This is a genomic window from Acidimicrobiia bacterium (assembly GCA_040902765.1).
Taxonomy (GTDB): Bacteria; Actinomycetota; Acidimicrobiia; order Spongiisociales; family UBA11373; genus DATKBG01.
The window spans coordinates 31,937-56,240 of the sequence record JBBDWO010000007.1; the positions used below are offsets into that span (position 1 = coordinate 31,937).

The window sequence follows — 24,304 nt, forward strand, 5'->3', positions numbered from 1 at the left end:
CGCCGACGGTGACGGCCAGGGTGCCGACAGTCTGAGTGACGCTCGGGGTCTCTTCGAGGAACACCCAGGCCAGGGCGGCGATCTGCACCAACATCGTGTTGTTGATCACCGCAGAGTGACGACGAGCGCCAGGACGATGACCCGGCGGTGCGGGTGTTCACCAGCCCGGCTGTTCCTTGAGCCAGTCGGTGCTGATGGTCGCCAGATGATCGACCGATGACGAGGCCGCCGCCAGGGCGGCATCCAGCGAGAACACGCTCTCCAGCATGTGCTCCTCGAGGTGGTCGGTGAGTTCGTCGCGCAGGTGGCGACCGCTGTCGAGGGCGCGAGCCGACGCCTCCTGGACGACCCGGTAGGCGGCGTCGCGGTCCATGCCCGCACGGATCAGGGCGAGCAGGACGGGCTGGCTGAACACCAGGCCGTTGCTGGCATCCAGGTTGGCCCGCATGCGGGCGGTGTCGACGACGAGACCGTCGATCAGCCTGGTGGCGCGGGCGAGGGCGAAGTCGAGCACCTGGCAGGCGTCGGGGAGGATCACCCGTTCCACCGACGAGTGGCTGATGTCGCGCTCGTGCCACAGGGCGACGTTCTCGAGGGCGGCGGAGGCGTATCCGCGAAGGAGGCGGGCAATGCCCGTGATGTTCTCGGCGAGGATCGGGTTGTGCTTGTGGGGCATGGCGGACGAGCCCTTCTGCTGCTCGTGGAACGGCTCGGCGACCTCGCTGACCTCCGAACGCTGGAGGTGACGGATCTCGGTGGCCAGGCGTTCCAGCGTGGCTCCGACACCGGCGAGGGCGCCGACGAAGGCGGCATGACGGTCGCGGGCAACCACCTGAGTCGCGGCAGGCTCTGCCATGAGTCCGAGTACCCCGAGGACGTGGCTCTCCACGTCGATGGGGACGGTGGCATGGGTGCCGACGGCCCCCGAGACCTTCCCGTAGGCCACGCTGTGCGCGGCGAACTGCAGCCGACGGTGAGCCCTGACCATCTCGAAGGCGAACCCGGCCATCTTGTGACCGAAGGTCGTGGGCTCGGCCCACATGCCGTGAGTCCGTCCGATCATCGGCGTGTCGCGGTGCGCCAGGGAGAGGCGTTGCAGCGATTCGAACAGGGCGAGTGACTTGTCGAGCAGCAGAGCGGCGGCGTCCCGGAGCTGGATTCCGAGAGCGGTGTCGAGGACGTCCGAGGAGGTGAGCCCGTAGTGCACCCAGCGACCGTGATCACCGGTGGACGAGGCCATGACGTCCACGAAGGCGGCGACATCGTGACGGGTCTCCGCCTCGCGCGCCTTCCAGACGGCCTGGTCTACCGGAGGTACCGCCGCAATGGCGCGGGCTGCGTCCTCGGGGATGTGGCCGTTGATGGCCCACGCCTCGGCGGCGAGCACCTCTATCTGCTGCCACAGCTCCAGGCGCCGCTCCTCGGACCAGAGGGCCCGCATCTCCGGAAGCGAGTACCGCTCGATCATGGCTTCCCGAACGTAGCGGCGCGCTCGGGACCCACCGAGACGATGGTCACCGGCACCCCGGCCACCTCCTCGATGCGTTCCACGTACCGCTGGGCCGCGTCGGGGAGGTCGGAGAACGACCGGACCTCGGTGATGTCGGTGCGCCAGCCCTCATGATCCTCATAGACGGGCTCACAGTCGTAGAGGACCCGGTGTTGCCGGGGGAACTCGTCGTAGGTGGTGTCGTCGGAGCGGTAGGCGTTGGCGATGCGGATCGTGTCGAACTCGGACAGCACGTCGAGCTTCATCACCGCCAGCTCGGTGATGCCGCTGACCCGCACCGCGTAGCGGAGGGCCACGCCGTCGAGCCACCCACACCGGCGGCGGCGGCCGGTGACCGTCCCGTACTCGCCACCCACCTGCACCATCCGCTCGCCGATCTCGTCATCGAGCTCGGTTGGGAAGGGTCCGGTACCGACCCGGGACACGTAGGCCTTGGTGAGCCCGAGCACCCGGTCGATGTCCTTCGGGCCGACGCCGACTCCGGTCATCACGCCACCGGCCGTCGGACTCGACGAAGTGACGAACGGATAGGTGCCGTGGTCGATGTCGAGGAGCACGCCCTGGGCCCCCTCGAAGATGACGTTCTTGCCGTCGCGGATCGCCTTCCACACCAGCAAGGATGTGTCCTCGACGTGGTCGGCGAGCTGACGGGCGTAGGCCAGGTACTCCTCGGCGATGTCGGAGGCGTCGAACGCCAGCTGGTTGTAGAGCTTGGTGAGCTGCTTGTTGGCCTCGCGGACCGCCGCTTCGAGCTTGTCGCGGAAGATCTTCGGGTCGTACAGGTCCTGGACCCGGATGCCGATGCGGGCGTACTTGTCCAGGTAGGCCGGGCCGATGCCCCGCTTGGTGGTGCCGATCAGGTTCTTGCCGAGGAAGCGTTCCCGCACCGCATCGAGCTTGCGGTGGTACGGCATGATCAGGTGGGCGTTCGCCGAGATCTTGAGCCGCCCGGGATCGATGCCACGGCTTCGCAGCATCGCCATCTCCTCGAGGAGCACCTGGGGGTCGATGACGCAGCCGTTGCCGATCACCGGGGTCACGGTCGGGTAGATCACCCCGGAGGGGATCAGGCTGAGGGCAAACTTCTCGTCACCGATGACGATGGTGTGGCCGGCGTTGTTGCCACCCTGGTAGCGGACGACCATGTCGGCGTCCTGGGCGAGGAGATTGGCGATCTTCCCCTTCCCCTCGTCACCCCATTGGGCTCCGATGACGACGGTCGTGGGCATGGTCGGCTGAGGACTCCTAGCTAGTTGCAGGGGGATGGTAACGGAAGCGCCGAAGGCGCTTCCGTTATTCGTTATTCGTTATTCGCTAGGTCTCGCATACAGCAGTACCTATCAGATCAACGCCTCAGCAGGAACCGCCTTGCGAATAGCGAATAGCGAATTGCGAATCGCCGGGATCTGACCGAAGGTCAGATCCCCTGCACATGCACCACGACGCGGCGCTCGCGGGGCTGGTCGAGCTCTCCGAAGAGGACCTTCTGCCACATGCCGAGCAGCATCTCGCCGTCGACCACCGGGATCGTCGCCGATGCGCTGCCGACGAGCATCTGGCGGCAGTGAGCGTGGCCGTTGACCAGCTCGTCCTCCTGGAGGTTCTCGGTACGGAGGTCGGGGTCGTCGTGCTCGTAGTAGCCCTCGCATGGGACGAGGGTGTCCATCATCCGCCGGAAGTCGTTGAGAAAGCCCGTTTCCGACTCGTTGAGGACGATGGTCGTCGTGGTGTGTGGCGTGTGGACCGTCACCTGGCCATGGCGGATTCCCGAACGGGCCACCACCTCACGGGTGAAGTCGGTGAGGTCCCAAAACTCGGTCCCGTCGGTGGTCGAGAAGTGGAGGACTTCGGTACGGATGAGGGGGCTGTCCGAGGCTGCGAGGAGGGTGATGGAGCCTTCGGGGCTCCGGGTACCACGGCGGGTGATGGCGTGTTCGTCCACGAGTCGATGTCTCCGGGTCAGGTACTGCGCTCGCACGATAGCGGGGGACACGCGCGTATCGGGTGTCAAGGGGAGGCGCGATTAGGGCGCGCCGGATGCTTCTGATCGGCTCGGTCAAAACCCGCCGGCAACCAGCGACCCGCCCCTATACACCGCCGCGATCCTCTCCCGTAGCCCGTCCAGGTCGAGTGGATCACCGTCTATGACCACCAGGTCGGCTCGTTTGCCCGCTTCGACCGTGCCGCGGTCCTCGAGGAGCCCCATGCACTCTGCGGCGTTGCGGGTGGTCGCCACCAGCACATCGGACGCCGACATGCCCCCGTCACGCATCAGGGCCAGCTCGTCGAGGTTCTGGCCGTGCGGCGTGACGCCGCTGTCGGTGCCCATGGCGACGGTGACCCCGGCGGCGACGGCCCGGCTGAACGAATCCCGGTGGATCTCCACCACCTCCCGCGCCTTGCGCAGCGACTCGTCGGGAACGGACGCGCCGGCTTCGGCGGCCTTGATGACGCCGGTAGGCGCCACCAAGGTGGGGACTAGGTAGGTGCCGTTCTTCAGCATCAGGCCGATGGCCTCGTCGTCGAGGAAGATCCCGTGCTCGATCGATCGGATGCCAGCCCGCACCGCGTTCTTGATGCCGTCGTAGGCCTGGGCATGGGCCATCACCCAGCGACCGAGGGTGGCGGCCTCTCTGACTAGGACCTCCAGCTCGTCAGGCTGGAAGTGGGCGTGACGGGGGTCGTCGCGAGGCGACAGGACGCCTCCGGACGTCGCCACCTTGATGACGTCGGCACCCATGCGGATCAGCTCCCGGACTTTGCGGCGCATCTCCTCGGGCCCATCGACGATGGTGCTTGGTACGCCCGGGTGCTCGCCGAGGAAGCGGAGATACGCTCCCGACGGCATCCAGCCGTCGCCGTGGCCGCCAGTCTGGCTGAGCATCCCCAGCGAGATCTGCATGCTCGGACCGTTGATGTAGCCCTGCTCGATGGCGGTCTTGACACCCAGGTCGGCACCGCCGGCGTCCCGGACCGTGGTGATCCCGGCGGCCAGCGTGGCCCCGAGATTGCGGGCCGCCTCATAGAAACGCATCGAGAACGGGGTCTGCAGGTGGCGGAACATGTCGACGTGACTGATGACGACGTGCACATGGCAGTCGAACAGCCCCGGCAGCAGCGCCCGCCCCCCGAGGTCGACGGCATCGTCGCCGTCGAGGCCGGTGCCGACCTCGACGATCCGCCCATCCTCGACCACGACGTCGCCGTCGGCGATGGGTGAGCCGGTCCCGTCGAAGATGCGCCCCTTGGTGAACAGTGTGCGAGTCATGAGTCCGAGGTTAGAGAGGGGCGAGGGGCGAGGGGCGACTGCCCGTCAGGAGCGACCCGCCTCGACGTTGAGGTGGAACCCCCAGCGGCCGGGAGACCGATTCATACGCAGGATCGTAAATCCGGATTCGGTGAGAACCTCGGTCAGTTCCTCGGCGGTGAACTGGTAGATGTGTCGGTCCTCGGTGGTGACCGCCGGGTCTGCCGGTGGCATGTCTCGCCAGTCGCTGTAGGAGTCGGGCACCCGACCCCACGAGTCGGCGTCGGGAGTGGAGAGGAACAGTCGGCCGCCCGGTGTCATCGCATCGTGGATGCGCCTCATGGTCGGGACGGGCGCGAAGTTGAAGTGCTCGATCACCTCGGTCATGACGACCCCGTCGTAAGGCGGGTTGGGGACATCCGCTATCTCGACGTTGGCTTTGACGACTACCAGGGCATGCGATGCGGCCAGTGCGGTCGTGATGCGGCCGGGGTCGATGTCGACGCAGGTGATCGTCGCCGGAGTGGCCATGTCAGCGAACACGGCGAGGGCACCGTATCCGGAGCCGATGTCGATCATGCGTTGCGGAGCGGCTCGTTCGGACCATTCGAGGATCCACGCCGGCAACCGGAGCCAATAGAGCGTCTCCTCCGCCCGGTACAGGTCCGTGTAGGCGTCGGGCGGAGCGTGCTCGGTGACGGCTCGCTGAGCGGCCACCACCAACTGCCCGGCTGGGGTGAGGGGGAAGTCGACGAGCGTTGGGAGATCTGCGCGCACTTCCGTCAGGTCGTTCTCGAGGCTGGCGATTCGACGATGAAGCGCCCGGTACTCGGATCGGAGTCTGGTCAGCAGTCTCAGCCGCGAGGCGAGTCGGAGCGGGCTCATGGAGTGCGGGATGGCAAGGCGGGCTTCATCGGAGGAGAGCCTAGGGACGGCGTGTCGTCCCTACCCCGGCTGTCTTGCCCCGCTGGCCCGTGGTACTAGGAGCACCGCGGCGGCGACGAGGACGGCGGCGAGTCGGTAGGGACTTGCCGTCGAGATGCCGAAGAGCACACCGCCGATCACCGGTCCCACGGCTCGGGCGAGTCCGCCCGCCGATGCGTGGGCACCGAGTGCCGCTCCCGACCCGTAGCTCCCGGCGGCGCCGGCGACGGCCGATGACACCACGGGCACCAGCAACCCCTGACCGAAGGCGAGGAGGGCCAGGCCCGAGGCCAGCACGCCGGCGCTCGCCGCTTCGGAGAGGAGCAGGAACCCCACCACGTTGATCATCAGGCCCAGGCGGATGCTTCCGGTGTCGCCGAGGCGCGTGGCGAGGCCCCCGGCAAGGACCGCCTGCGTGAGGACCAGGATCACACCGACGCCGGCGAAGGCGAAGGCGACGGAAGACGGCGTCATCGCGAGGCGCTCCTGGCCCAGCAAGGCGAAGGTCGCTTCGAAGGCACTGAAGGCGACGACGCTGACGAAGGTGAGGGCCACCAGGCGGCGCACCCGTGCCGGGATCGACCGCGGTCCTTCTGTCGCTGGCCGGATCGCAGACGAGCGTGTCTCGGCGATGCGTGCCCAGCCGACGATGAGGTTGATCGTCGATAGCGCCGCCGCCACGAAGAACGGAAGGGAGCGCCCGCCGAGCGCCGCCAGCCCTCCGATCAGCGGTCCCACCACCAAGCCGACGCCGAAGGCGGCGCCGAGCAGTCCCATCAGCCGGGGGCGGTCGGCAGCATCGGAGGTGTCGGCGATCACGGCTCTCGCAACGGACACACTGGCTCCAGATGCCCCGTCGAGGACCCGGCCCACGAACAGCATCACCAACCCGCCCGCCAGTCCGAGGATCAGGCTGCCCACCGCCGATCCGGCGATGGTCAGCAGCAGGATCGGTCTGCGGCCGAACCGATCCGACAGCCGCCCCCAGACGGGCGCGAGGGCGAACTGGGCGAGCGAGTAGGCGGCGACGAGCAGGCCGATCGTCCCGGGCGTGGCGCCGAAGTCCTCGGCGTACAGGGGGAGGATCGGGATGATGATGCCGAAACCGAGCAGGTCGATGGCCACCGCCGCCCAAACGGCCCAGAAGCCAGGGGGGTTTGGATGCCGCCGACTCATGGCGCGGTGACGCGGTCCGCCACCGCGACGGCATCTGCGGCGAGGTGAGAGAGTCCGACGCCTCGGTACCCCCACCCTGCGAGATGGATTCCAGGCGGTGTCGCCGCCGCCACCGTCGCCACCCAGGATTGGTGCCCCACCTCGTACTGGGGGATCCCGTCGGCGTGTCGAACGACTCGTGTGAAGTCGGGGGCGAGGTCGCGACCGAGTATCCGTGACGCCTCCGAGACGACCGCCTCGATGACACGGTCCGTGTCCCACGCAGCCACGTCGGGGTTGGTGGCTCCCCCCACGATGATCTTGGCGAGATTTTTCCCTTCGGGTGCCCTGCTCGGCGCGTAGGACGACTCGAACAGTATCCCGAGTAGCTTGGTGCCGGTGTCGGGACCGACGAGGGCCCCGAACCCATCCGGCAGTGGCACGGCGTCGTCGTTCCCTCCCAGCCACACCACCGTGACCGGGGCGGTGACGGACTCATTCAAACTCGCGGCCACGCCTCCTTGGAGGATTCGGGCGGCGACGGAAGGGCTGGTCGCGATCACCACGTGCTGTGCTCGAACCCTCTCCAGCCCGTCGATCGTCACCGTGGAACCGCCTGCGGTGACGGCCGCAACCTCGAAGGACGTGCGCAGGCGGACTCCGAGCGCGGAGGCGAGCCCATCGGCTACTCCGGCCATATCGGGTACCGGGAGGTGGGGTTGGGGAGTCTCGTCCGTCCTGGTGGCTGTCCGCCTGCGCCGGAGGGCACTGCGAACGATCGATCCGGACTCCTTCTCGAGCGCGGCGAGCAGGGGGAACGACGAGCGGGCCGAGAGGCGTCGCGGGTCCCCGGCGAAGACCCCCGAGGCCGCCAGCCAGGAGACAAGGCGCCCCGTCTCGCGGCCGAAGCGCCGCTCGAGGAGGTCGGCGAGGCTTTCGTCGTCGGACCGCGGCCGCGATCGGACGACCGGCTCGAGAGCGGCGCGTGCCTTGGCCCTCCACCCCAGGATTGGTGCGAGTGCCATGCGTGGCGATCGACGCACGGCGACCAACCGTCCGCGGGCGTAGACGTAGCGATCGGACGCCACTGGCTCCGCCTTGGCGATCGCCACTCCCGCTTCCTCGAGGAGGGGACTGAGGTGGCGGTGCGGCAGGAGGAACGTCCCGGCCCCCGGCTCGAGCGTGTATCCCTCGGCGTGAATCGTGCGGGTTACCCCTCCGACGTGTCCGGCGGCTTCGAGTACCAGGATGTCATCGACGCCGCGGCGGCGCAGTTCGGTCGCAATGAGCAGACCCGAGAGGCCGCCGCCGACGATCGCAACGCGCACCTCCATCACAGGGCTCGAGAGAACGTCGGGCGGTCCGTGGACCGACGAGCGGTGTGAGCGTCGAACACCTGAGCGAGACGCCGCACGAATGGGCGGCCCTGCTCGGTGAGTCGGATCTGAAGCCCATCGACCGTGGCCAGCTCCTCGTCGACGAGCCCGCCCGCTTCGGAGAGAGCGGTGAGCTCATTGGAGAAGTAGTTCGACGCCTCCACTCCGTGTCGACGGGCGACCTCGCCGAGGTCGACACCCCAGCGGCACATGACCGCGGTGATCACCTCACGCCGCAGGAGGTCGTCGGCGGTGAGCCGGTGGCCACGCTCCACCGGGAGCTCCCCGGAGTCCACCGCCGCCAGGTACGAGGCGAGGCGTCGGTGGTTCTGTGCGTACGCGCCGTCGATGTCAGAGATCCCTGAGGTGCCGAGGGCAACCACCTCTGCCGATGCCGACGGCGTATAACCCATGAAAGTACGGCCGAGCGTGCCGGCTGCGTCGGCCACTGCGAGGTCGTCGTCGGGGAGGGCGAAGTGGTCCATGCCGATAGGTCGGTAGCCGGCGTCGACGAGGGTGTTCCTTGTCTGGGCGAATAGGCGCAACCGCGTCGACGTGTCCGGAATGAGCGTCTCGTCGATCCGCCGCTGATGCGGTCTCATCCAGGGGACGAACGCAAAGGGGTAGACGGCCAGCCGGTCCGGCCTCATGGCGAGCACGGTGTCGAGAGTCTGCCTCATGGTGGTCTCTGTCTGGCCGGGCAAGCCGTGGATGAGATCGAGGTTGATCGAGCGAAACCCCGCTGAGCGCGCGGCCGCGTAGAGCGCCGTCGTCTGCTCGGGGGTCTGATTCCGTCCGATCAGCACCTGTACCTCAGGGTCGAGATCCTGGACGCCCATCGAGAGGCGGTTGAATCCCAGCCCGACAAGCGTGTCGATGTGCTCGATCGTGGTGATCCTCGGATCCACCTCGACCGCGAGCTCGGCATCCGGAGCGATGTCGAAGCAGCGCTCGAGGGCACCGTGGAGCAGCTCCAACTCGCTCGGCTCGTAGGCCGTCGGCGTGCCGCCGCCCCAGTGCATTTGGTCGACCCGTCGCCGGCCACTGAGCCCGTTCGCAACGAGCGAGGCCTCGGCGATCACTCGATCCAGATATCCGGTGACGAGCCGTGGATTGCGGGCAACGACGACGTGGCACGCACAGAACGCGCAGCGGGCCTTGCAGAAGGGAAGATGAACGTAAAGCGACAGTGCCTCGTTCGGTCTGTCCCTCGCCGCGGCGCGTAACCGGTCTGCGTGCTCGTCGGGTCCGAAGGCGTCGGTGAAGTCGACGGCGGTCGGGTACGACGTATAGCGGGGGCCGGGGCGGTCGTGCTTCGCGAGGAGCTCGGCGGTGATCACGCCCGGATTTCCTCGACGAGGGCTGCCACGTGCTCCGGCGGGGTGGTTCGATCGATGCCGTGGCCCAGGTTGAAGACATGGCCGGGCCGGTCACCGACCGCGTCGAGGACGCGCCGGGTCTCGGTGCGGATGGTGTCGGGATCGGTGAGCAGCACCGCAGGATCCAGGTTGCCCTGAATTGCCCGGTCCTCACCGATACGCCGCCAGGCCTCATCGATGGGCAGGCGCCAGTCGACTCCGTAGGCGTCCGCCTCGGCGGCTCGCTGGCGCTCCAGCGTGTGGCCGGCCCCCGGAGCGAAGTAAATGCGCGGAGCGTCTAGGCCGTGGATGCTCAGCCGGGCGGCGGGCACGGCGAGGGCGTCGTAGGTCTCCACGTCGAGCAGCCCCGCCCAGGTGTCGAACAACTGCACTGCGTCGGCTCCCGCCTCGACCTGGAGGCCGAGGTACGCCTGCATGGCCGTTCCCAGAGCGGTGAGCGCCTCGGTGGCAGCCGGGGGATCTGCCCGGATGGCTCCGCGAAGGCTCATGAAGTCCTTCGACCCACCGCCTTCGACGAGATAGGCGAGCAGGGTGAACGGCGCTCCGGCGAATCCGAGGACCGCGGTGGTCTCGGGAACCTGCTGTCGGACGAGCCGGATGGTCTCTGCCACGAATCCGACCCGCTCGGTGTCGAGCTGACCGAGACGAGCGATCTCAGCGAGGGTGTGCGGACGGAGCCTCGGGCCCGGATCGAAGGTCATCTCGACACCCATCGCCTCGAGTGGCGTCATGATGTCGGCGAAGATGACCGCGCCGTCCATGGCGAAGCGTCGGATGGGTTGGAGCGTGATCTCGGCGGCGACTTCGGGGGTCGACACCGCCTCCTGGAAGGCGTAGCGCTCCCGGAGTTCCCGGTACTCGGGAAGGTACCTCCCGGCCTGACGCATCACCCACACGGGGGTCCGTTCGACGCCCCGGCCTTTCAGGGCCTCGACCAGAGGACGGACGAGTTTCACTTCACCTCGGCGAGCGCGTCGACGAGCGCCTCGATGGTCGAGTCCAGTGCGTCGCGGTGTGCCTCCATCACGAACAGGGCTTCGAACGGCGACGGGGGCAGCAGCACGCCGTTGCGCCGCGCCGCTCTGAAGAAGGCGCCGAACCGGTCGCGGTCCACGGTGGCGGCGTCATCCCACGAGCGCACCCGATCGGGTCCGAGGAACAGCGTGAGCATGCCGCCGACCCGCTGCACGCAGCCGGGGATGCTCAGGTCGACGAGCGCCCGGGCCAGGGCGTCATCGAGCGCCGCTCCGATCTCCTCGATCCGATCGTAGAGGTCGTCCCGAGCGACGATCTTGCGTAGGCAGGCGAGGCCCGCGGCGACCGCGATGGGATTCCCCGCCAGGGTGCCCGCCTGGTATACCGGCCCGCTCGGAGCCACCATGCCCATGAGATCGGCTCGTCCCCCGTAGGCAGCCGCCGGCGTGCCTCCGGCCACGATCTTGCCCAGGGTGGTGAGGTCGGGCGTGACGCCGTAGCGCTCCTGTGCGCCGCCGCGAGCGACCCGGAAACCCGTCATGACCTCGTCGAAGACGAGCAGCGCCCCGTGTTCGTCGCACAGTCGACGCAGACCCGGCAGGAACTCGGGTTCGGGCGGCACCACTCCCATGTTCCCGGCAACCGGTTCGACGATCACCGCGGCGATGTCCTTTGCCGCGAAGTGCGACCGCACACTGTCCAGGTCGTTGAACCGCGCCACCCGGGTGTCGGCGACTGTGGCCGCTGGAACGCCGGGGCTGTCCGGCTCCCCGAGGGTCGCCGCCCCGCTCCCCGCCTTCACCAGGAAGGGGTCGGCGTGGCCGTGGTAGCAGCCCTCGAACTTGACGATCCCGGCCCGCCCGGTGGCGGCCCGAGCCACCCTGATCGCCGATGCCGTCGCCTCGGTACCCGAGTTGACCATCCGAACGACGTCCACGGCCGGAACCAGGGACACGATGAGTTCGGCGAGCTCTACCTCGAGGGTGGTCGGCACACCGAACGAGGTGCCCTTGCGAGCCGCATTTGTGATGGCGTCGACGATGTCGTCGTCGGCATGTCCGAAGATGAGCGCTCCCCACGAGGCGATGAAGTCGACGAGAATCTCACCGTCGATCGTGGTGATCGTGGCGCCCTTGGCGCTGGCGGCGAAGGCCGGGTGGTCGGCGACGGACTCGAAGGCACGGACTGGCGAGTTGACGCCGCCGGGGATCACGGCGGTGGCGCGTCGCAGCCAGTCCTCGGCGGTGGGGTCTGCGGTCATGAGTTCTCCAGTGCGCGTGCGGCTTCGACGGCGAAGTAGGTGAGTATCACGTCGGCCCCGGCGCGGGCGATGCCGGTGAGCGACTCGATCATGATCCGCTCCCCGTCGATCCATCCGCGCTCGGCGGCGGCCCGGATCATCGAGAATTCCCCGGACACCTGATAGGCGGCGACCGGTACGTCGACGCGGGCTCGCACGTCGGCGACCACGTCGAGGTACGGCCCCGCCGGTTTCACCATCACCATGTCGGCGCCCTCGGCGAGATCGCGTTCCACTTCGACCCGCGCTTCGCGCCGATTGGCGGGGTCCATCTGGTGGCTTCGCCGGTCGCCGAACGATGGTGCCGACTCGGCCGCTTCCCGAAACGGCCCGTAGTAGGCGCTGGCGTACTTGACCGCGTAGGAGCAGATGGCCAGCTCGGGATGCCCGGCGCCGTCGAGAGCGGACCGGATCGCCCCGACCCGTCCGTCCATCATGTCCGAGGGTGCGATGACGTCGGCCCCGGCGTCGGCGTAGGCGACGGCTGTCTGGGCGAGCAGCGGCAGGGTGGCGTCGTTGTCCACGGTGTCACCGGCGATCACCCCACAGTGGCCGTGGTCGGTGTACTCGCACAGGCAGACGTCGGCCCACACCACGAGGTCGGGAACGGCCTCTTTGAGCGCCCGGATGGCCGTGGGGACCGGGCCGTCGGGATCCCAGGCCCCGGATCCACGGGGGTCTTTGGCCGTGGGGATCCCGAACAGCATCACCCCGCCTACTCGGGCGTCGCGGGCGTCGGTGGCCACCTCGACGAGTCGGTCGACGGAGAGTTGCGCGTGGCCGGGCATCGAGTCGATCGGCTTGCGGACGTCGGTGCCAGGCACGGCGAAGAGCGGCAGCACGAAGGACGCCGGATGGAGCCTCGTCTCGGCCACCATGCGCCGCAGCGCCGCCGAGCGCCTCAGCCGTCGCGACCGGCCGACCGGGTAGGTCATCTGTCGACCCTTTCTGTGAGATGCGCGGCCATCAGCGTCGCCAGCCCCTGATGACTGGGAGGCTCGGCGATCAGGTCGGGAACCCCGCCGTACTCTGCCAGCGCCCGGGCCGTCGTGGGGCCGATGACACCGATCACCAGCCCTTCGAGCGGCTTCGCCATCGACCATCCCCGGATGGACGACGGTGAGGCGAAGGCCACGGCGTCGACGTCAGCGTCCGGCGGCGCGACCGGCATCGTCTCGTACACCGCCCGCTCGAACAGGTTCCACCCTGCCGAGGTGATCGCATTGAAGACGCCGGGATCGGTACCGGCGGCGTGGGGGAACACCACCGTGCCGTCACCCTCACCGAGTCCGGCCGCCAGCTCGAAGGCGCCGACCGATCCGACGAGTCCCACCGTCCCGCCGGCGTCGGTGACTGCCCGGGCGGTTACCGACCCGACGGCGGCGACCGGGACTGACGGCATCGCCCCGTCGGGCCACACGATGGCGATGGCTCGTGGCGAGGTCGCCACCAGCCAGGTGGCTCCGGCTGCCTGGTGGCGGATGTCGGAGATCACGCTTTCCGCAGCGGGTGCGATGCGAACGCACGGCAGGAGGACGGGCTCGAGGCCATGAGCGCGGTAGGGGGCGGCAGCCGCTTCGGCGCGGTCCGGGGCGGTGGTGATGGCGACCCGGCTCACAGGCCGAGCCTTTCCTGTGCGAGTCGGCTCGCCTCGTCGGGGTCCGAGCCGGTGACGCGGGCTCGGCGGGTCCCGGCTTCGTCGTGGACGAAGGCGGTGAGGGTGATCCCACTGTCGTCAGTGGTGGCGAGGGCGCCCAGCGCGGCACGGCATCCCGCTCCCGTGCGCGCCAGCAGCGACCGTTCGGCCTCCACGGCCCGCCGGGTGGTGGCATCGTCGATGGCGGCGGCGAGTTCGGAGGCGCTCGACCCCTCCCGTCCTTCGACGGCGATCGCTGCCTGGGCGGGGGCCGGGACCATCTCCTCGAGGCTGAACCGATGAGCGATCCGGTCCTCCATGCCGAGCCGGCGCAGTCCGGCTTCGGCGAGGACGATGGCGTCGAAGTCGCCGCGGTCGACCTGGTCGAGCCGGGTGCCGACGTTGCCCCTGATCTCCGCCATCTCGACATCCGGACGCAGCACGCCGAGCTGGGCGGCTCGTCGCGGGCTACCGGTTCCGACCCTCCCACCCCGCGGCAAGTCGTCGAGGGTGGTGCCGCACAGCACGTCCCACGGCGCAGCCCGCTTCGGGTAGAAGGCGACGAGGCCGTCGGGGCCGGCGGTGGGCAGGTCTTTGCAGGAGTGGACGGCGAGGTCGGCGGAGCCGTCGAGTACCGCTTGCTGCACCGCCCGGACGAAAGCCCCCATTTCGGTCAGTTCGGTCACCGGCGTCGTGCGGTCGCGATCGCCTTGTGTGGTGACTTCGAGGACGGTCACCGTCAGACCCCGGTGAGCCGCCTGGAGCGCCTCGGCGACGAGACGGGTCTGGGCCAGCGCCAGGGCCGACCCGCGGGTTGCGAGCACCAGGTCACTCATCGGCGACCCCGAACGCCTCGGCGAGGGCTTCGAGTGTTTCGTTGCTGTCCGCCCGCTTCACGTACTCGATGGGACCCGCCAGCAAGGTGCGCGACACGGTGTGGGCCGCCTGGCGCAGTACGGCGATCTCCTCCTCGGACTGGAGCCGTCCGGCGAACCGCTGGACGACCCGCTCGACGATGTCGTCGGCCGAGGCGACCATGCCGCTGATGATCGGGGCGATCTCGTGGTGGTCGGCGAAGCGGTGGTGCGCCTCGGCGGCGGCATCGGCGACGAAGGCGTCGGCGTCCTCCCCCCGGGGCCGCCGATCGGCGACGCGAGCCAAGGCATCGATGTCGACGTACTCGACCATGGATCCGTCGGGGGGCACAAAGTCGGGGGGCATCGCCATGTCGACCAGGACGAGCGGCGAGGTGCGCGCCGACAGCACGCCGCGCAGGCTGTCGTCGTCGATGGGCCGCTGCTTCGCCGAGGTGGCCGAGACCACGGCGGGGAAGTGCTCGAGTGCTTCGAGGACCCTCTCGAACGGCCACACCTCGACGCCGGTGATGGTGACCGCCGAGGGTCGGCGGGCCAGGAGGGTCACCCGCGGCGGCGCCGGGAGCGAGCGCAGGGCGGTCGCCACGGCGGTCGCCATCGTCCCCGATCCGAAGATGGCGACCTCGGTGGCGGCCCCGACGGCTTGGGCGGCGATCATCCCCATCGAGGCGTGTGCCGACCCGGGGATGAGATCTCGTCCGCGGCGTCCGATCGAAACCAGCGCCTCCATGAGCCTGGCGAAGATCCCACCGATGCGTCCCGCCTTCTCGGCCTCGTTCACCGCCTGCCTGAACTGGGAGAGGATCTCGACTTCGCCGAGGATCGGCGACTCCAGCCCGGCGGCGACGCGGGCGAGGTGTACCACGGCTGCTCGGTCGGAGCGTATCTGCCCAGGGATCTGCTCGGTGAGTTCTTCGCCGAGGATCGAGTGCAGTACCCGCCGGAGGTGCTTGGCATCTCCGCTGGTCACGATCTCCACCCGCAGGCACGTCGAGAGGACCACGGTGTCGTCCGGGACTGGGCTCGTCAGGAGTCGGCGCGCGATCGTGGCGCGCGACTCGGTATCGAGGCGCGGGTAGGCGTAACTGGCAGAGGAAATGCGCATCGTGGGTCCGCGCGACGATACGGCCGCGTCATCCCGACACGGAGTCGTAATGCTCGGCGCTGGCGCCCCGGAGCGCTATGCCTCCCGGGTCATCACCAGTCGCGGGGCTCTCCCCGGACCATCTCCAGCAGTTCGGCCTCCGGTGAGCCGCGTTCCGGTTGGTGGTCGTACACCCAGCGGGCTCTCGGGGGGAGGGAAGCCAGGATCGATTCGGTGCGCCCGTCGGTCTCGATGCCGAACCTCGTCCCGCGGTCCCACACGAGGTTGAACTCGACGTAGCGGCCCCGCCGGACCTCGTGCCACTCGATCTGTTCCGCTCCATAGGGGGTGTCGATCCTGCGTTCGAGGATGGGGATGTAGGAGGCTGCCAGGTGGTCGCCCAGGTCCTGCTGGAAGGCCCACACCGCCGGGAGGTCGTCGGTCAGGTGGTCGAAAAAGATGCCACCGACCCCCCGGGCTTCCCCCCGATGCCGGAGATGGAAGTACGCGTCGCAGGCCGTTTTCCACGCCGGGTAGTCGGCCACGGGGTGGCGGCCGCAGGTCTCTTTGAGCACCCCGTGGAAGTGGCGGGCGTCCTCGTCGTAGAGGTAGTACGGGGTCAGGTCGGAACCGCCCCCGAACCAGGCGGCGTCATCGGTTTCGAAGTAGCGGATGTTGGCGTGGAAGGTGGGGGCGTGGGGGTTGGAGGGGTGGACGATCGTCGACAGCCCGCTGGCGAAGAACTCTTTGGCACCTGCCGCCATCCCGTCGGCGAGCTGTTGGGGAGGTGTCCCCCAGACCGCGGACACGTTGACCGCCGCCTTCTCGATGGGGCCGTCTCCGGTGAGGATCCGGGTGGTGCCACCGCCGCCACCGGTGCGCTCCCAGGTGTCCGTCGTAAACCGGGACCCACCGTCGATCTCCTCGAGACTCCGGCACAGGACGTCCTGGAGGTCGCGGTACCGGGCCTCGACGCTGGTGCGGTCGATGGGGGTGCTCACGCCCGCATCCCGACCGACTCGACCATCCCGGCGAGGCCGTCCACCCACAGGGGGTGCGTATTGACGCAGGGCACTAGGGCTAGCGACTCTCCGCCCAGGTCGGCCCACTGGTTGCGGAGCCGGATGCCGATCTCCTCCAGCGTCTCCAGGCAGTCGGTGGTGAACGAGGGCGTCAACACGGCGAGGCGCCGGATGCCGCGCTCGGCGAAGTCGACGATCACCCGATCGGTGTACGGCTCGATCCACTTCTGGCCGGCCAATCTGGATTGGAACGCCGTCGAAAAGGACCCGGGCTGGAGTCCGAGGCGCTCGGCGATGACACGCGTCGTGACATGGCATTGGGCCCGGTAGCAGAAGCGGTTCTGGGTGGTCATCTCCGACGAGCACGTGGCCGATGCCAGGCACCAGCTGCCGGTCGTGTCCGAGGTGCGGATCTGCTTCTCGGGGAGCCCGTGGTACGAGAACAGCACGTGGTCGGGGCGGTGCTCCTCGATCATCGGTGCGGCCAGCGCCGCCTGGGCCTCTACAAAACCGGGATGGTCGTAGAACGCCGGCGCCACGGCGATCCCCGGGACATTGACCCGTTGGCCGATCTCGTCGAGCGCTCGTTGCACCGCCGATCCGGTGGCGGCCGATGAGTACTGGGGGAACAGCGGGATCAGGACGAGTCGTTCGCACCCGGCGTCGAGCAGGTCGGTCACCGCCGCTGCAACGGGGGGGTTGCGGTACCGCATCCCCAGCGCCACCCGGTACGCCGGGCCGAGTCGCTGGGAGAGGGCGTCGACGAGGTCGTTGCTGAGGGCGAGCAGCGGCGACCCGCGGTCGGTCCAGATCTGTCGGTAGGCGTGGGCGGAGCGGCGGGGCCGGAAGGGGAGGATCACCAGCTCGAGCAGCGCCCGTCGTGCCACCGCGGGCATGTCGAGTACCCGGGGGTCGGAGAGGAACTCCCGGAGATACCGGCGCACGTCCCGGGTCGAGGTCGAGTCGGGGGTGCCCAACTGGAGCAGCAGGACCCCGGTCGGGCGGGCGGTCATCGGGGGTCAGCGGTCGGCTGCGAGACCGTCGAAGACGAAGCGGACCAGGGTGTCGGCGACCTCATGGACGCGCTGCTTGGCATCACGGTCCCGCAGCAGGGCCTGTGAGGCGGACATCATGATGGTGAAGACGATGCGGCTGGCGTCTGCGGGGTCGAATGCCCGAAACTCGCCGTCGCTGATCCCGACGCGACAGAGCCGGGTCACCTCGTCTTCGAGCCTGCCGTGGGCCGCGCGCACCCGGGCCTGGGCCTCGGGACTCAGCTTGGGGAGCTCCCGCATCAGCGTGCTGCCGAAGTCGGCGTCGCTGGAGACGAACTCGAGTCCTCGGATGATCAGCTCACCGAGTCGCTCGCGATGTGTGAGGCCGTCGGGGAGGCCGTCGACCATCTCGTCGACGGCCTCGGGCAGCGACCGCTCGACCAGGTGGACGAGTACGTCCTCCTTGTCGACGAAGTACTCGTACAGCGTGGTTCGCCCGATGCCGACGAACCCGGCGATGTCCGCGAGGGCGGTGTCGCCGTATCCCTGGGCGCGGAAAAGTGCCGCGGCCGCATCGAGGATCTCCTCGCGGGTCTGGCGCTTGTGTTCGGCGATCGTGGCCGCGCGAATTCGGGGCATGACCCCCTGAATGTAACTCAATCGGGCGTGGATCGTCCTCGACGGCGCGTCGGAACATGCGGCCGCGGCCGGTGCGCTATGTTCCGCAGGTGACCGACATCGGCATCGAGACCCTCGACGAGTGGTCGTTCCGGGTCGACCTCAGCGATGGTTCCAGTTCGAGTTCCCACACGGTGACGATCGACCCTGACTGGTACGAAGACCACTTGGCCGACGCCCCCAAGGAGGCGGTGGTGCGGGCGTCGTTCCGCTTCCTCCTCGATCGCGAGTCGCGGACCTCGATCCTCCCCAAGTTCGACCTGGGGTCGATCTCCTGGTACTTCGACGACTACCCCGCCGAGTTGGGCCGATACCTCGACGATGAGTGAGGTGCCCGTCGATTTCGCCGCCGAGGGGCTGGAGTCCTATCGGTGGTCGAACGGTCCGGGCCACCGGTACGCCGCCCACAGCCACCCGTATCACAAGGTGCTGATCTGCGACTCGGGGTCGATCACCTTCCACACCGCCGACGGTGACATCGTGCTGCGCGCCGGCGATCGCATGGACCTCCCCGCGGGCACCGAGCACTCGGCGTCGGTCGGCGAATCCGGCGTGGTGTGCTGGGAGGCAGCCCGGTACTGACTCAGGCGTTCGGCTGCTGGAGGTCGCCCCAGCGTTCGTCGACGGCCAGGTCGATCACCGTCCATGCCATTGACAGGGCCGCATCGCGCAGCGCCTTCTCACCGTCCGGGGTGATCGTGTGGGCGGCGAACTCGGGCTGGTGGTTGACCGCACCGTCGGTGGCCATGCCGACGTAGGGGTGGATGCTGGGCACCACGTTGCTCACGTTGCCCATGTCGGTGCTCCCGGCGCTCAGCTTGTCGGCGTCGCTCTGTCGGCGCAGCGGGCGGCCCAGGGCCTCGGAGTTGGCGGCATACAGCTCGACCATGGTCGGCTCGTGGGTGAGGTGCTGGAACTCGTTGCTGATCCGGGTGAAGGTGACCTGGCACGCCGTGGACGCCGCTGCGGCCTCTGCCATGGTGCGGAAGCGCTCCACCAGTTCATCGAGGCGTGCCTTCGTGGCCGCCCGCACGTACCACTTGGAGGCGGTGTACGACGGGATGATGTTGGGGGCGTCGCCGCCCTTGGTGACGATGCCGTGCATCTTGTCGCTGGGACGCATCTGCTGACGGAACGTCGACACGTTGACGTACAGCTGGACGAAGGCGTCGAGGGCGTTGCGGCCCTCCCAGGGCGAGGCGGAGGCGTGGGCGTCCTTGCCCCGGAACTCGACCATCAGGTCGATGATCGCCAGCGCACTCGGATCGACCACTTCTTCTGGGGTTGGCACAGGGTGCACCATCATCGACGCGGCGGCACCTTCGAAGGCGCCGGCGTTGATCAGGTCCACCTTGCCGCCACCGGCCTCCTCGGCGGGCGTTCCCAGCACGGTCACGCGGATCCCGAGCTCATCCGCCATTCCGGCGAGGGCGATGCCGGCGCCGGCGCTGGAGGTGGCGATGATGTTGTGTCCGCAGGCGTGACCCACCCCGGGGAGTGCATCCAACTCGGCGCAGATGACCACCTCGGGGCCGCCCGATCCCGCTCGGGCGGCGAATGCCGTCTCGAGCCCGAATGCCGGGTATTCGACCTCGAAGCCATGACCGGCGAGCAGCTCGACTAGGCGACGCGACGCCTCGCGCTCCTCATAGGCGATCTCCGGGTTCTCATACATCCACCGGCTCAGATCGCGGAGATCCTGCTCCACGGCATCGAAGGCCTCACGAGCCCGCTGCTTGAGGTCGGTCGCCATCGGGTTGCATGCTCCTTGGTGGACTCAGCAGGAGGAGGCTACCTGCTGCCGGCTACCGGCTACCGCCGAAGGCGGGGAGGGGGGAGGGCTTACGCGTCGCGAGCAAGCGGCTACGACTCGCTACTCGGTAACCGCTACTCGCTACTCGCTACTCGCTACTTCGTCCCTCGGCCCTCTCTTCTCCCGCCACACCAGGAAGGCCACCGCGCCGAGGGTCACCAACAGTGACACCCACCCGTTGCGGCTGAGGCCAAACAGTCGGAAGCTGGTGTCGGTGCGCAGCAGCTCGAGGCCGAAGCGGATGGTGCCGTACGAGATGAGGTAGCACAGAAACAGGCTGCCGCGGCGTAGGGTGAAGCGCTTCTCTACCCACAGCAGGGCGAAAATGGTGGCGACGCTCCACAGCGACTCGTACAGGAACGTCGGGTGGAAGGTGGCGAATTCGGCGAACTGGGGAGGCCGTCGATGCGGGGCGATCTCCAACGCCCACGGCAGGGTGGATGGCGTGCCGAATAGCTCCTGGTTGAAGTAGTTGCCCCAGCGCCCGATCGCCTGGGCCGCGGGTAGTCCGAGCGCCACCGCGTCCAAGAACGCCGGAAAGTCGCCCTTGTGACGCCGGATGGCCCACACCGCCCCGAGGATGCCGCCGGTGAGGCCACCGAACATGGCGATGCCGCCCTCCCAGATGCGGAACACGCCGAGCCAGTCACCCTCGAAGCGGTCCAACCGGTTGATCACATAGGCGAAGCGGGCGCCGGCGAAGCCGATGACGATCGCCCACATGGCCGTCTTACCCGCCACCTCCGGGTCCCCGCCGAATCGCTCGTAGCGCCGCACGGTGATCGTGTAGGCGGTGGCGACGGCGATCCCCATGAGGATGCCGTAGATGTGGATGGTCAGCGGGCCGAGGTCGATCGTGTTGAACGGCGGCGACGGGATCGATGCGAGCAGCGTGGTCACGACTCGTCCGCCCGGAACTCCTGATACGCCTCCCAGGCCCGGGGACCGTAAGTGGCTGCCGGCCCGCCGCCCATCGACAAAGCCACCGCCAGGCCCTCAGCCACCTCTTCGGGCGTGGCGCCAGCCCGTGCTGCCTTCTTGGCATGGGAGGCTATGCACCCGTCACACTGCTCGGACACGGCGATGGCGAGCGCCATCACCTCCTTGAGCCGGGCGGGGATCACCCCATCCTCGGTGGCAGCGGAACTCATCGCGACGAACCCAGACCACGTCTCACCCATCGCCTCGCGCAGTTCCAACGCCGGTCCCCGCAGATCGGCGAGCACATCGTGCCAGTGGGTGGTCATGAGCGGGGATGGTAGAGGTCAAAGAGTGGCCAGTGGTCCAGCCACCGGCTACCCGCTACCGGCTACCGGCGACGGGGTGTGAGGCGCTGACCGAGAGCACCCAGCATCGACCGAACGAGTCGTACATTCTCGCGCAGGTCGGCGTGGGTGGCGGGGTCGACATACCCCAGGTCCGCAGCCAAACGGAGCTGGTACTCGACCTCGTTCGCCGATCCGACTGAGTAGCGAACAAAGCGAGCAAAGTCCCTATCAGAGCCGCGGCCTGCGCCCTCCGAGATGTTCGACGCGATCGAGGCGGCCGCCCGACGAGTCTGCTGAGTCAGGCTGAATCGCTCGGCCTTCGGATACTTCTGAGTGACGGCATACACCCGCAGTGCAACCCGATGCGCTTCTTGCCAGACCCTGAGCTTCTCGTAATCGGCCACGCCCGCTTCGTCGCATACCGATCGACCAAAGTCAAGATGCTCGGTGCTGGTAGCTGGTAGCTGGTAGCTGGTAGCTGGTAGCTGGCAGCTGCCTACTTCTTCTTGCCCCCGTCGTCCTCGAACACGCCCTTGATGGCTCCCAGGCTGCTCAGGATGCCGCTGGCTTCGTAGGGGAAGAACAGCTTGGTTGCCTGACCGTCGGCGATCTTGGGTAGCGCGTCCAAGTAGCGAATAGCGATGAGGTCGGGCGACGGGTCACCGGCGTGGATGGCGGCGAACACTCGCTCGATCGCTTGCGCCTCACCGTCGGCCACGGTGTGCAATTGGAACTTCTCCGCCTCGGCGACTTCCTTGATCGCCTGCGCCTGGCCCTGCGCCTCCAGGATGCGGGCCTCCTTGATGCCTTCGGCGCGAAGGATGGCGGCACGCTTCTCACCTTCGGCCTCGGTGACGGTGGCACGACGATCACGCTCCGCCTTCATCTGACGGTGCATGGCCTCGGTGATGTCCGGTGGCGGGTCGATCCGCTGGATTTCGACGCGGACCACCCGGGTGCCCCACACGTCGGTGGCCTCGTCGAGGACGCTGCGTAGCTGGGCGTTGATCATGTCGCGAGAGGTGAGCGCCTCGTCCAACTGGAGTTCGCCGACGATATTCCTCAGGTTCGTCTGGGCCAGCTTGGTGGCGGCGAGGATGAAGTTCGCCACGTTGTACTTGAGCTTCACCGGGTCGGTCGCCTGGTAGTAGACGACGGCGTCGACGGTGACCACCACGTTGTCCTTGGTGATGACCTCCTGGGGTGGAACGTCGACCACCTGTTCGCGCATGTCGATGCGGCGGATGCGCTCGATGAACGGGATGATGAAACGCAGTCCCGGGTCGACCATCCGGTCGAACCGGCCGAACCGCTCCACCAGTCCCTTTTCGAACTGGGTGACGATCTTGAGGGCCTTTGCTGCATAAATCAGCACCGCCAGGCCGATGACGATCAGTACCAGGAGTACCGGGTCTATGTCGAAGTTCATCTCACCTCTCCTCGAGGGCCGGTGGTGTCGGCCCGATCAATCGACTTTCTCGACGACAAGGCGGGTTCCCCGGATACCGGTGACCCGCACGGCGGCGCCCACCTCGAGGTCGTCCCCGTCGGTGGTGGCCCGCCAATCCTCGGTTTCGACGCGCACCCGTCCGGTGCCGGACTGTGGGTCGATGATCTCGGTGACCTTGCCTCTCTGCCCGAGCATGCGGTTGGAACCCATGAGGGGCGTGTCCTTGTCGATCTTCTTGACGAACCGCTGCAGCACGAAGAGTGCGATGAGGGAAACGGTGAGGAAGGTGAGCAACTGAACCAACGGCGCGACGCCAACCCAGGCGAGAACGGTGGCGACGAGGGCCCCGACGGCGAACGGAAGCATGAAGAACCCGGCGGTGACGATCTCACCGAATCCGAGGACCAGGGTCGCGATGACCCACACCCAGCGCCAGGTCTCATTGTCCATGCGGTGCTCCTTATGTCCCTGCGCAAAGGGTAGCCAAGCGGGAAGGGGCGAGGGCCAGGAGGAACGATGGGCGAGGGACGAGGGGCCAGGGGCGAGGGGCCAGGATGGCGATGAGCGAGAACGAAGGCAGGGCCTCGCGATGGGTCAACCCTCCCCCTCCGTCTCGGCCCTTCGGGCCGATCCACCTCCCCCTTCGGGGGAGGGAACCGCGTTGGGAGGTCCCGCTTTGCGGTTCCTCGCCCTGAAGGGGTTGGGAGGTCCCGCTTTGCGGTTCCTCCCCCTGAAGGGGGGAGTACCGCCGAAGGCGGGGAGGGGGGAGGGCTGGCGCGTCGCGAGCGGGGGGTTGCGCCCTCGCTACTCGACCCTCGCCCCCTAAGACGCGATGTCGATGACTATCCGCAGGGGGTCCTGCAGGATCTGCACCCGGAAGCCCTTCTGGCCGGTGAGGCCGATGATCCAGGTCATTTGGGCTTCGAAGTCGCCGGTATTGATCACCTCGACAATCGGGTCCAGGCCCGGGTACAGCTCGCGATCGCCTGTGTACACCAGCTCGAACTCCTCCGACTCGGTGTCGTAGGACGACACGGGGCTCATGGTCACCACGAGGAAGGCACTGCCGTTGATTTCGACTTCGGCTCCCTCACCGTCGGTGTAGAAGGGCGGGTCCTCGTAGCGCACGTGATACATCGGTGTGCCGCTGCCGGTGAGGTCGAACACGATGCGGGCGTAGCCCGGGTGAGCGCCGAATCGGATATCCGTCAGGCTGGGGCCGGGGTTGCCGGTGATCTCCGTATTGAGTACCTCGTCGAAGTCGTCGGCGAAGTCGACGTCGGCTGCGGTCGTGGTCGTCTCTGCGGTGGTGGTGGTCGCCGGCTCCGTCGTGGTGGTCGTCTCCGGTGCCGCCGTCGTGGTGGTGTCGGCGAGGGCGGTCGTCGTGGTCGCATTGGGGTCGTGCGGACCGGTGAGGGTGACGATCAGCAGCATGACACCGAGGGCAAAGGCAACGCCAAGGGCGACCGGGACCACGATGTTCCACGGACTCTGGAGACGCTCCATCGGATGATTCCTCCCTCGGTGTGCTACCGGAATCTAGCGATGGAGCGTGAATATTCTCGCGATCCGGACCTCAGTGAATCACCAGCTCCCCCCGGCCGCGTCGACGGTGAT

Annotated in this window: 26 protein-coding genes; 2 read left to right on the forward strand and 24 right to left on the reverse strand. The window is 68.2% G+C overall.

The genetic code is table 11. The features are described from left to right. Positions 1–157: 157 nt before the first annotated feature. The 17 genes from purB to WEA29_02535 all read right to left on the reverse strand — a co-directional run bounded on the left by purB (position 158) and on the right by WEA29_02535 (position 18,117). A complete protein-coding gene (purB, locus tag WEA29_02455) occupies positions 158–1,468 on the reverse strand; it encodes an adenylosuccinate lyase (GenBank protein MEX2322618.1) in 1,311 nt (436 codons plus the stop codon). Beyond that, positions 1,465–2,739, reverse strand: a complete 1,275-nt coding sequence (locus tag WEA29_02460; GenBank protein ID MEX2322619.1) for an adenylosuccinate synthase — start codon at positions 2,737–2,739, stop codon at positions 1,465–1,467. The genes purB and WEA29_02460 overlap by 4 nt, the downstream gene beginning before the upstream one ends. A gap of 188 nt (positions 2,740–2,927) precedes the next feature. Beyond that, positions 2,928–3,452: a secondary thiamine-phosphate synthase enzyme YjbQ gene (locus tag WEA29_02465; GenBank protein ID MEX2322620.1), complete on the reverse strand. Its 525-nt coding sequence runs from the start codon at positions 3,450–3,452 to the stop codon at positions 2,928–2,930. Between the two features lie 114 nt (positions 3,453–3,566). Beyond that, entirely contained in the window at positions 3,567–4,778 is a 1,212-nt protein-coding gene (locus tag WEA29_02470) for an amidohydrolase family protein (GenBank protein MEX2322621.1), read from the reverse strand. A gap of 45 nt (positions 4,779–4,823) precedes the next feature. Next, a complete protein-coding gene (locus tag WEA29_02475; GenBank protein ID MEX2322622.1) occupies positions 4,824–5,642 on the reverse strand; it encodes a class I SAM-dependent methyltransferase in 819 nt (272 codons plus the stop codon). 60 nt (positions 5,643–5,702) lie between these two features. After that, positions 5,703–6,857 carry an MFS transporter gene (locus WEA29_02480; protein MEX2322623.1) on the reverse strand — a complete coding sequence of 385 codons (1,155 nt, stop codon included), beginning with the start codon at positions 6,855–6,857 and terminating at the stop codon, positions 5,703–5,705. Beyond that, a complete protein-coding gene (gene hemG, locus WEA29_02485) occupies positions 6,854–8,170 on the reverse strand; it encodes a protoporphyrinogen oxidase (GenBank protein ID MEX2322624.1) in 1,317 nt (438 codons plus the stop codon). Before hemG ends, WEA29_02480 begins: the two co-directional genes overlap by 4 nt. Continuing rightward, positions 8,170–9,552: an oxygen-independent coproporphyrinogen III oxidase gene (gene hemN, locus WEA29_02490; GenBank protein ID MEX2322625.1), complete on the reverse strand. Its 1,383-nt coding sequence runs from the start codon at positions 9,550–9,552 to the stop codon at positions 8,170–8,172. The genes hemG and hemN overlap by 1 nt, the downstream gene beginning before the upstream one ends. Continuing rightward, a complete protein-coding gene (hemE, locus tag WEA29_02495; protein ID MEX2322626.1) occupies positions 9,549–10,547 on the reverse strand; it encodes a uroporphyrinogen decarboxylase in 999 nt (332 codons plus the stop codon). Before hemE ends, hemN begins: the two co-directional genes overlap by 4 nt. Continuing rightward, complete coding sequence (gene hemL, locus WEA29_02500; protein MEX2322627.1) at positions 10,544–11,827, reverse strand: glutamate-1-semialdehyde 2,1-aminomutase; 1,284 nt, start codon at positions 11,825–11,827, stop codon at positions 10,544–10,546. The genes hemE and hemL overlap by 4 nt, the downstream gene beginning before the upstream one ends. Continuing rightward, positions 11,824–12,801: a porphobilinogen synthase gene (hemB, locus tag WEA29_02505; protein MEX2322628.1), complete on the reverse strand. Its 978-nt coding sequence runs from the start codon at positions 12,799–12,801 to the stop codon at positions 11,824–11,826. Before hemB ends, hemL begins: the two co-directional genes overlap by 4 nt. Beyond that, positions 12,798–13,484, reverse strand: coding sequence for a uroporphyrinogen-III synthase (locus tag WEA29_02510; GenBank protein MEX2322629.1), 687 nt, complete (start codon positions 13,482–13,484; stop codon positions 12,798–12,800). The genes hemB and WEA29_02510 overlap by 4 nt, the downstream gene beginning before the upstream one ends. Beyond that, positions 13,481–14,338, reverse strand: a complete 858-nt coding sequence (hemC, locus tag WEA29_02515; protein ID MEX2322630.1) for a hydroxymethylbilane synthase — start codon at positions 14,336–14,338, stop codon at positions 13,481–13,483. Before hemC ends, WEA29_02510 begins: the two co-directional genes overlap by 4 nt. Further along, on the reverse strand, positions 14,331–15,482 hold the full coding sequence (locus WEA29_02520; protein ID MEX2322631.1) for a hypothetical protein: 1,152 nt from the start codon (positions 15,480–15,482) through the stop codon (positions 14,331–14,333). The genes hemC and WEA29_02520 overlap by 8 nt, the downstream gene beginning before the upstream one ends. 92 nt (positions 15,483–15,574) lie before the next feature. Then, a complete protein-coding gene (gene hemF / locus WEA29_02525; protein MEX2322632.1) occupies positions 15,575–16,462 on the reverse strand; it encodes an oxygen-dependent coproporphyrinogen oxidase in 888 nt (295 codons plus the stop codon). Beyond that, positions 16,459–17,496 (reverse strand): ferrochelatase, encoded by a 1,038-nt coding sequence (hemH, locus tag WEA29_02530; GenBank protein ID MEX2322633.1) that lies wholly within the window; start codon positions 17,494–17,496, stop codon positions 16,459–16,461. The genes hemF and hemH overlap by 4 nt, the downstream gene beginning before the upstream one ends. A gap of 6 nt (positions 17,497–17,502) precedes the next feature. After that, positions 17,503–18,117 carry a TetR/AcrR family transcriptional regulator gene (locus tag WEA29_02535; GenBank protein MEX2322634.1) on the reverse strand — a complete coding sequence of 205 codons (615 nt, stop codon included), beginning with the start codon at positions 18,115–18,117 and terminating at the stop codon, positions 17,503–17,505. Positions 18,118–18,206: 89 nt separating this feature from the next. Here WEA29_02535 and WEA29_02540 point away from each other — a divergent pair, with 89 nt between their 5' ends. Next, on the forward strand, positions 18,207–18,485 hold the full coding sequence (locus WEA29_02540; GenBank protein MEX2322635.1) for a hypothetical protein: 279 nt from the start codon (positions 18,207–18,209) through the stop codon (positions 18,483–18,485). A 1-nt stretch (position 18,486) separates the two neighbouring features. Then, positions 18,487–18,738 (forward strand): AraC family ligand binding domain-containing protein, encoded by a 252-nt coding sequence (locus WEA29_02545; GenBank protein MEX2322636.1) that lies wholly within the window; start codon positions 18,487–18,489, stop codon positions 18,736–18,738. A 1-nt stretch (position 18,739) separates the two neighbouring features. Here the strand turns inward: WEA29_02545 and WEA29_02550 are convergent, their stop codons facing one another. From WEA29_02550 to WEA29_02580, 7 genes are all read right to left on the reverse strand, one after another. Then, positions 18,740–19,909 (reverse strand): M20 family metallopeptidase, encoded by a 1,170-nt coding sequence (locus WEA29_02550; GenBank protein MEX2322637.1) that lies wholly within the window; start codon positions 19,907–19,909, stop codon positions 18,740–18,742. Positions 19,910–20,050: 141 nt separating this feature from the next. After that, positions 20,051–20,869, reverse strand: a complete 819-nt coding sequence (gene lgt, locus WEA29_02555) for a prolipoprotein diacylglyceryl transferase (GenBank protein ID MEX2322638.1) — start codon at positions 20,867–20,869, stop codon at positions 20,051–20,053. Beyond that, complete coding sequence (locus tag WEA29_02560) at positions 20,866–21,216, reverse strand: carboxymuconolactone decarboxylase family protein (protein MEX2322639.1); 351 nt, start codon at positions 21,214–21,216, stop codon at positions 20,866–20,868. Before WEA29_02560 ends, lgt begins: the two co-directional genes overlap by 4 nt. 62 nt (positions 21,217–21,278) lie before the next feature. Then, positions 21,279–21,641, reverse strand: a complete 363-nt coding sequence (locus WEA29_02565) for a four helix bundle protein (GenBank protein MEX2322640.1) — start codon at positions 21,639–21,641, stop codon at positions 21,279–21,281. 92 nt (positions 21,642–21,733) lie between these two features. Then, positions 21,734–22,666 (reverse strand): SPFH domain-containing protein, encoded by a 933-nt coding sequence (locus WEA29_02570; protein ID MEX2322641.1) that lies wholly within the window; start codon positions 22,664–22,666, stop codon positions 21,734–21,736. Positions 22,667–22,702: 36 nt separating this feature from the next. After that, positions 22,703–23,137, reverse strand: coding sequence for an NfeD family protein (locus tag WEA29_02575; protein ID MEX2322642.1), 435 nt, complete (start codon positions 23,135–23,137; stop codon positions 22,703–22,705). 372 nt (positions 23,138–23,509) lie between these two features. Beyond that, a complete protein-coding gene (locus WEA29_02580; GenBank protein ID MEX2322643.1) occupies positions 23,510–24,193 on the reverse strand; it encodes a hypothetical protein in 684 nt (227 codons plus the stop codon). Positions 24,194–24,304: the final 111 nt, after the last annotated feature.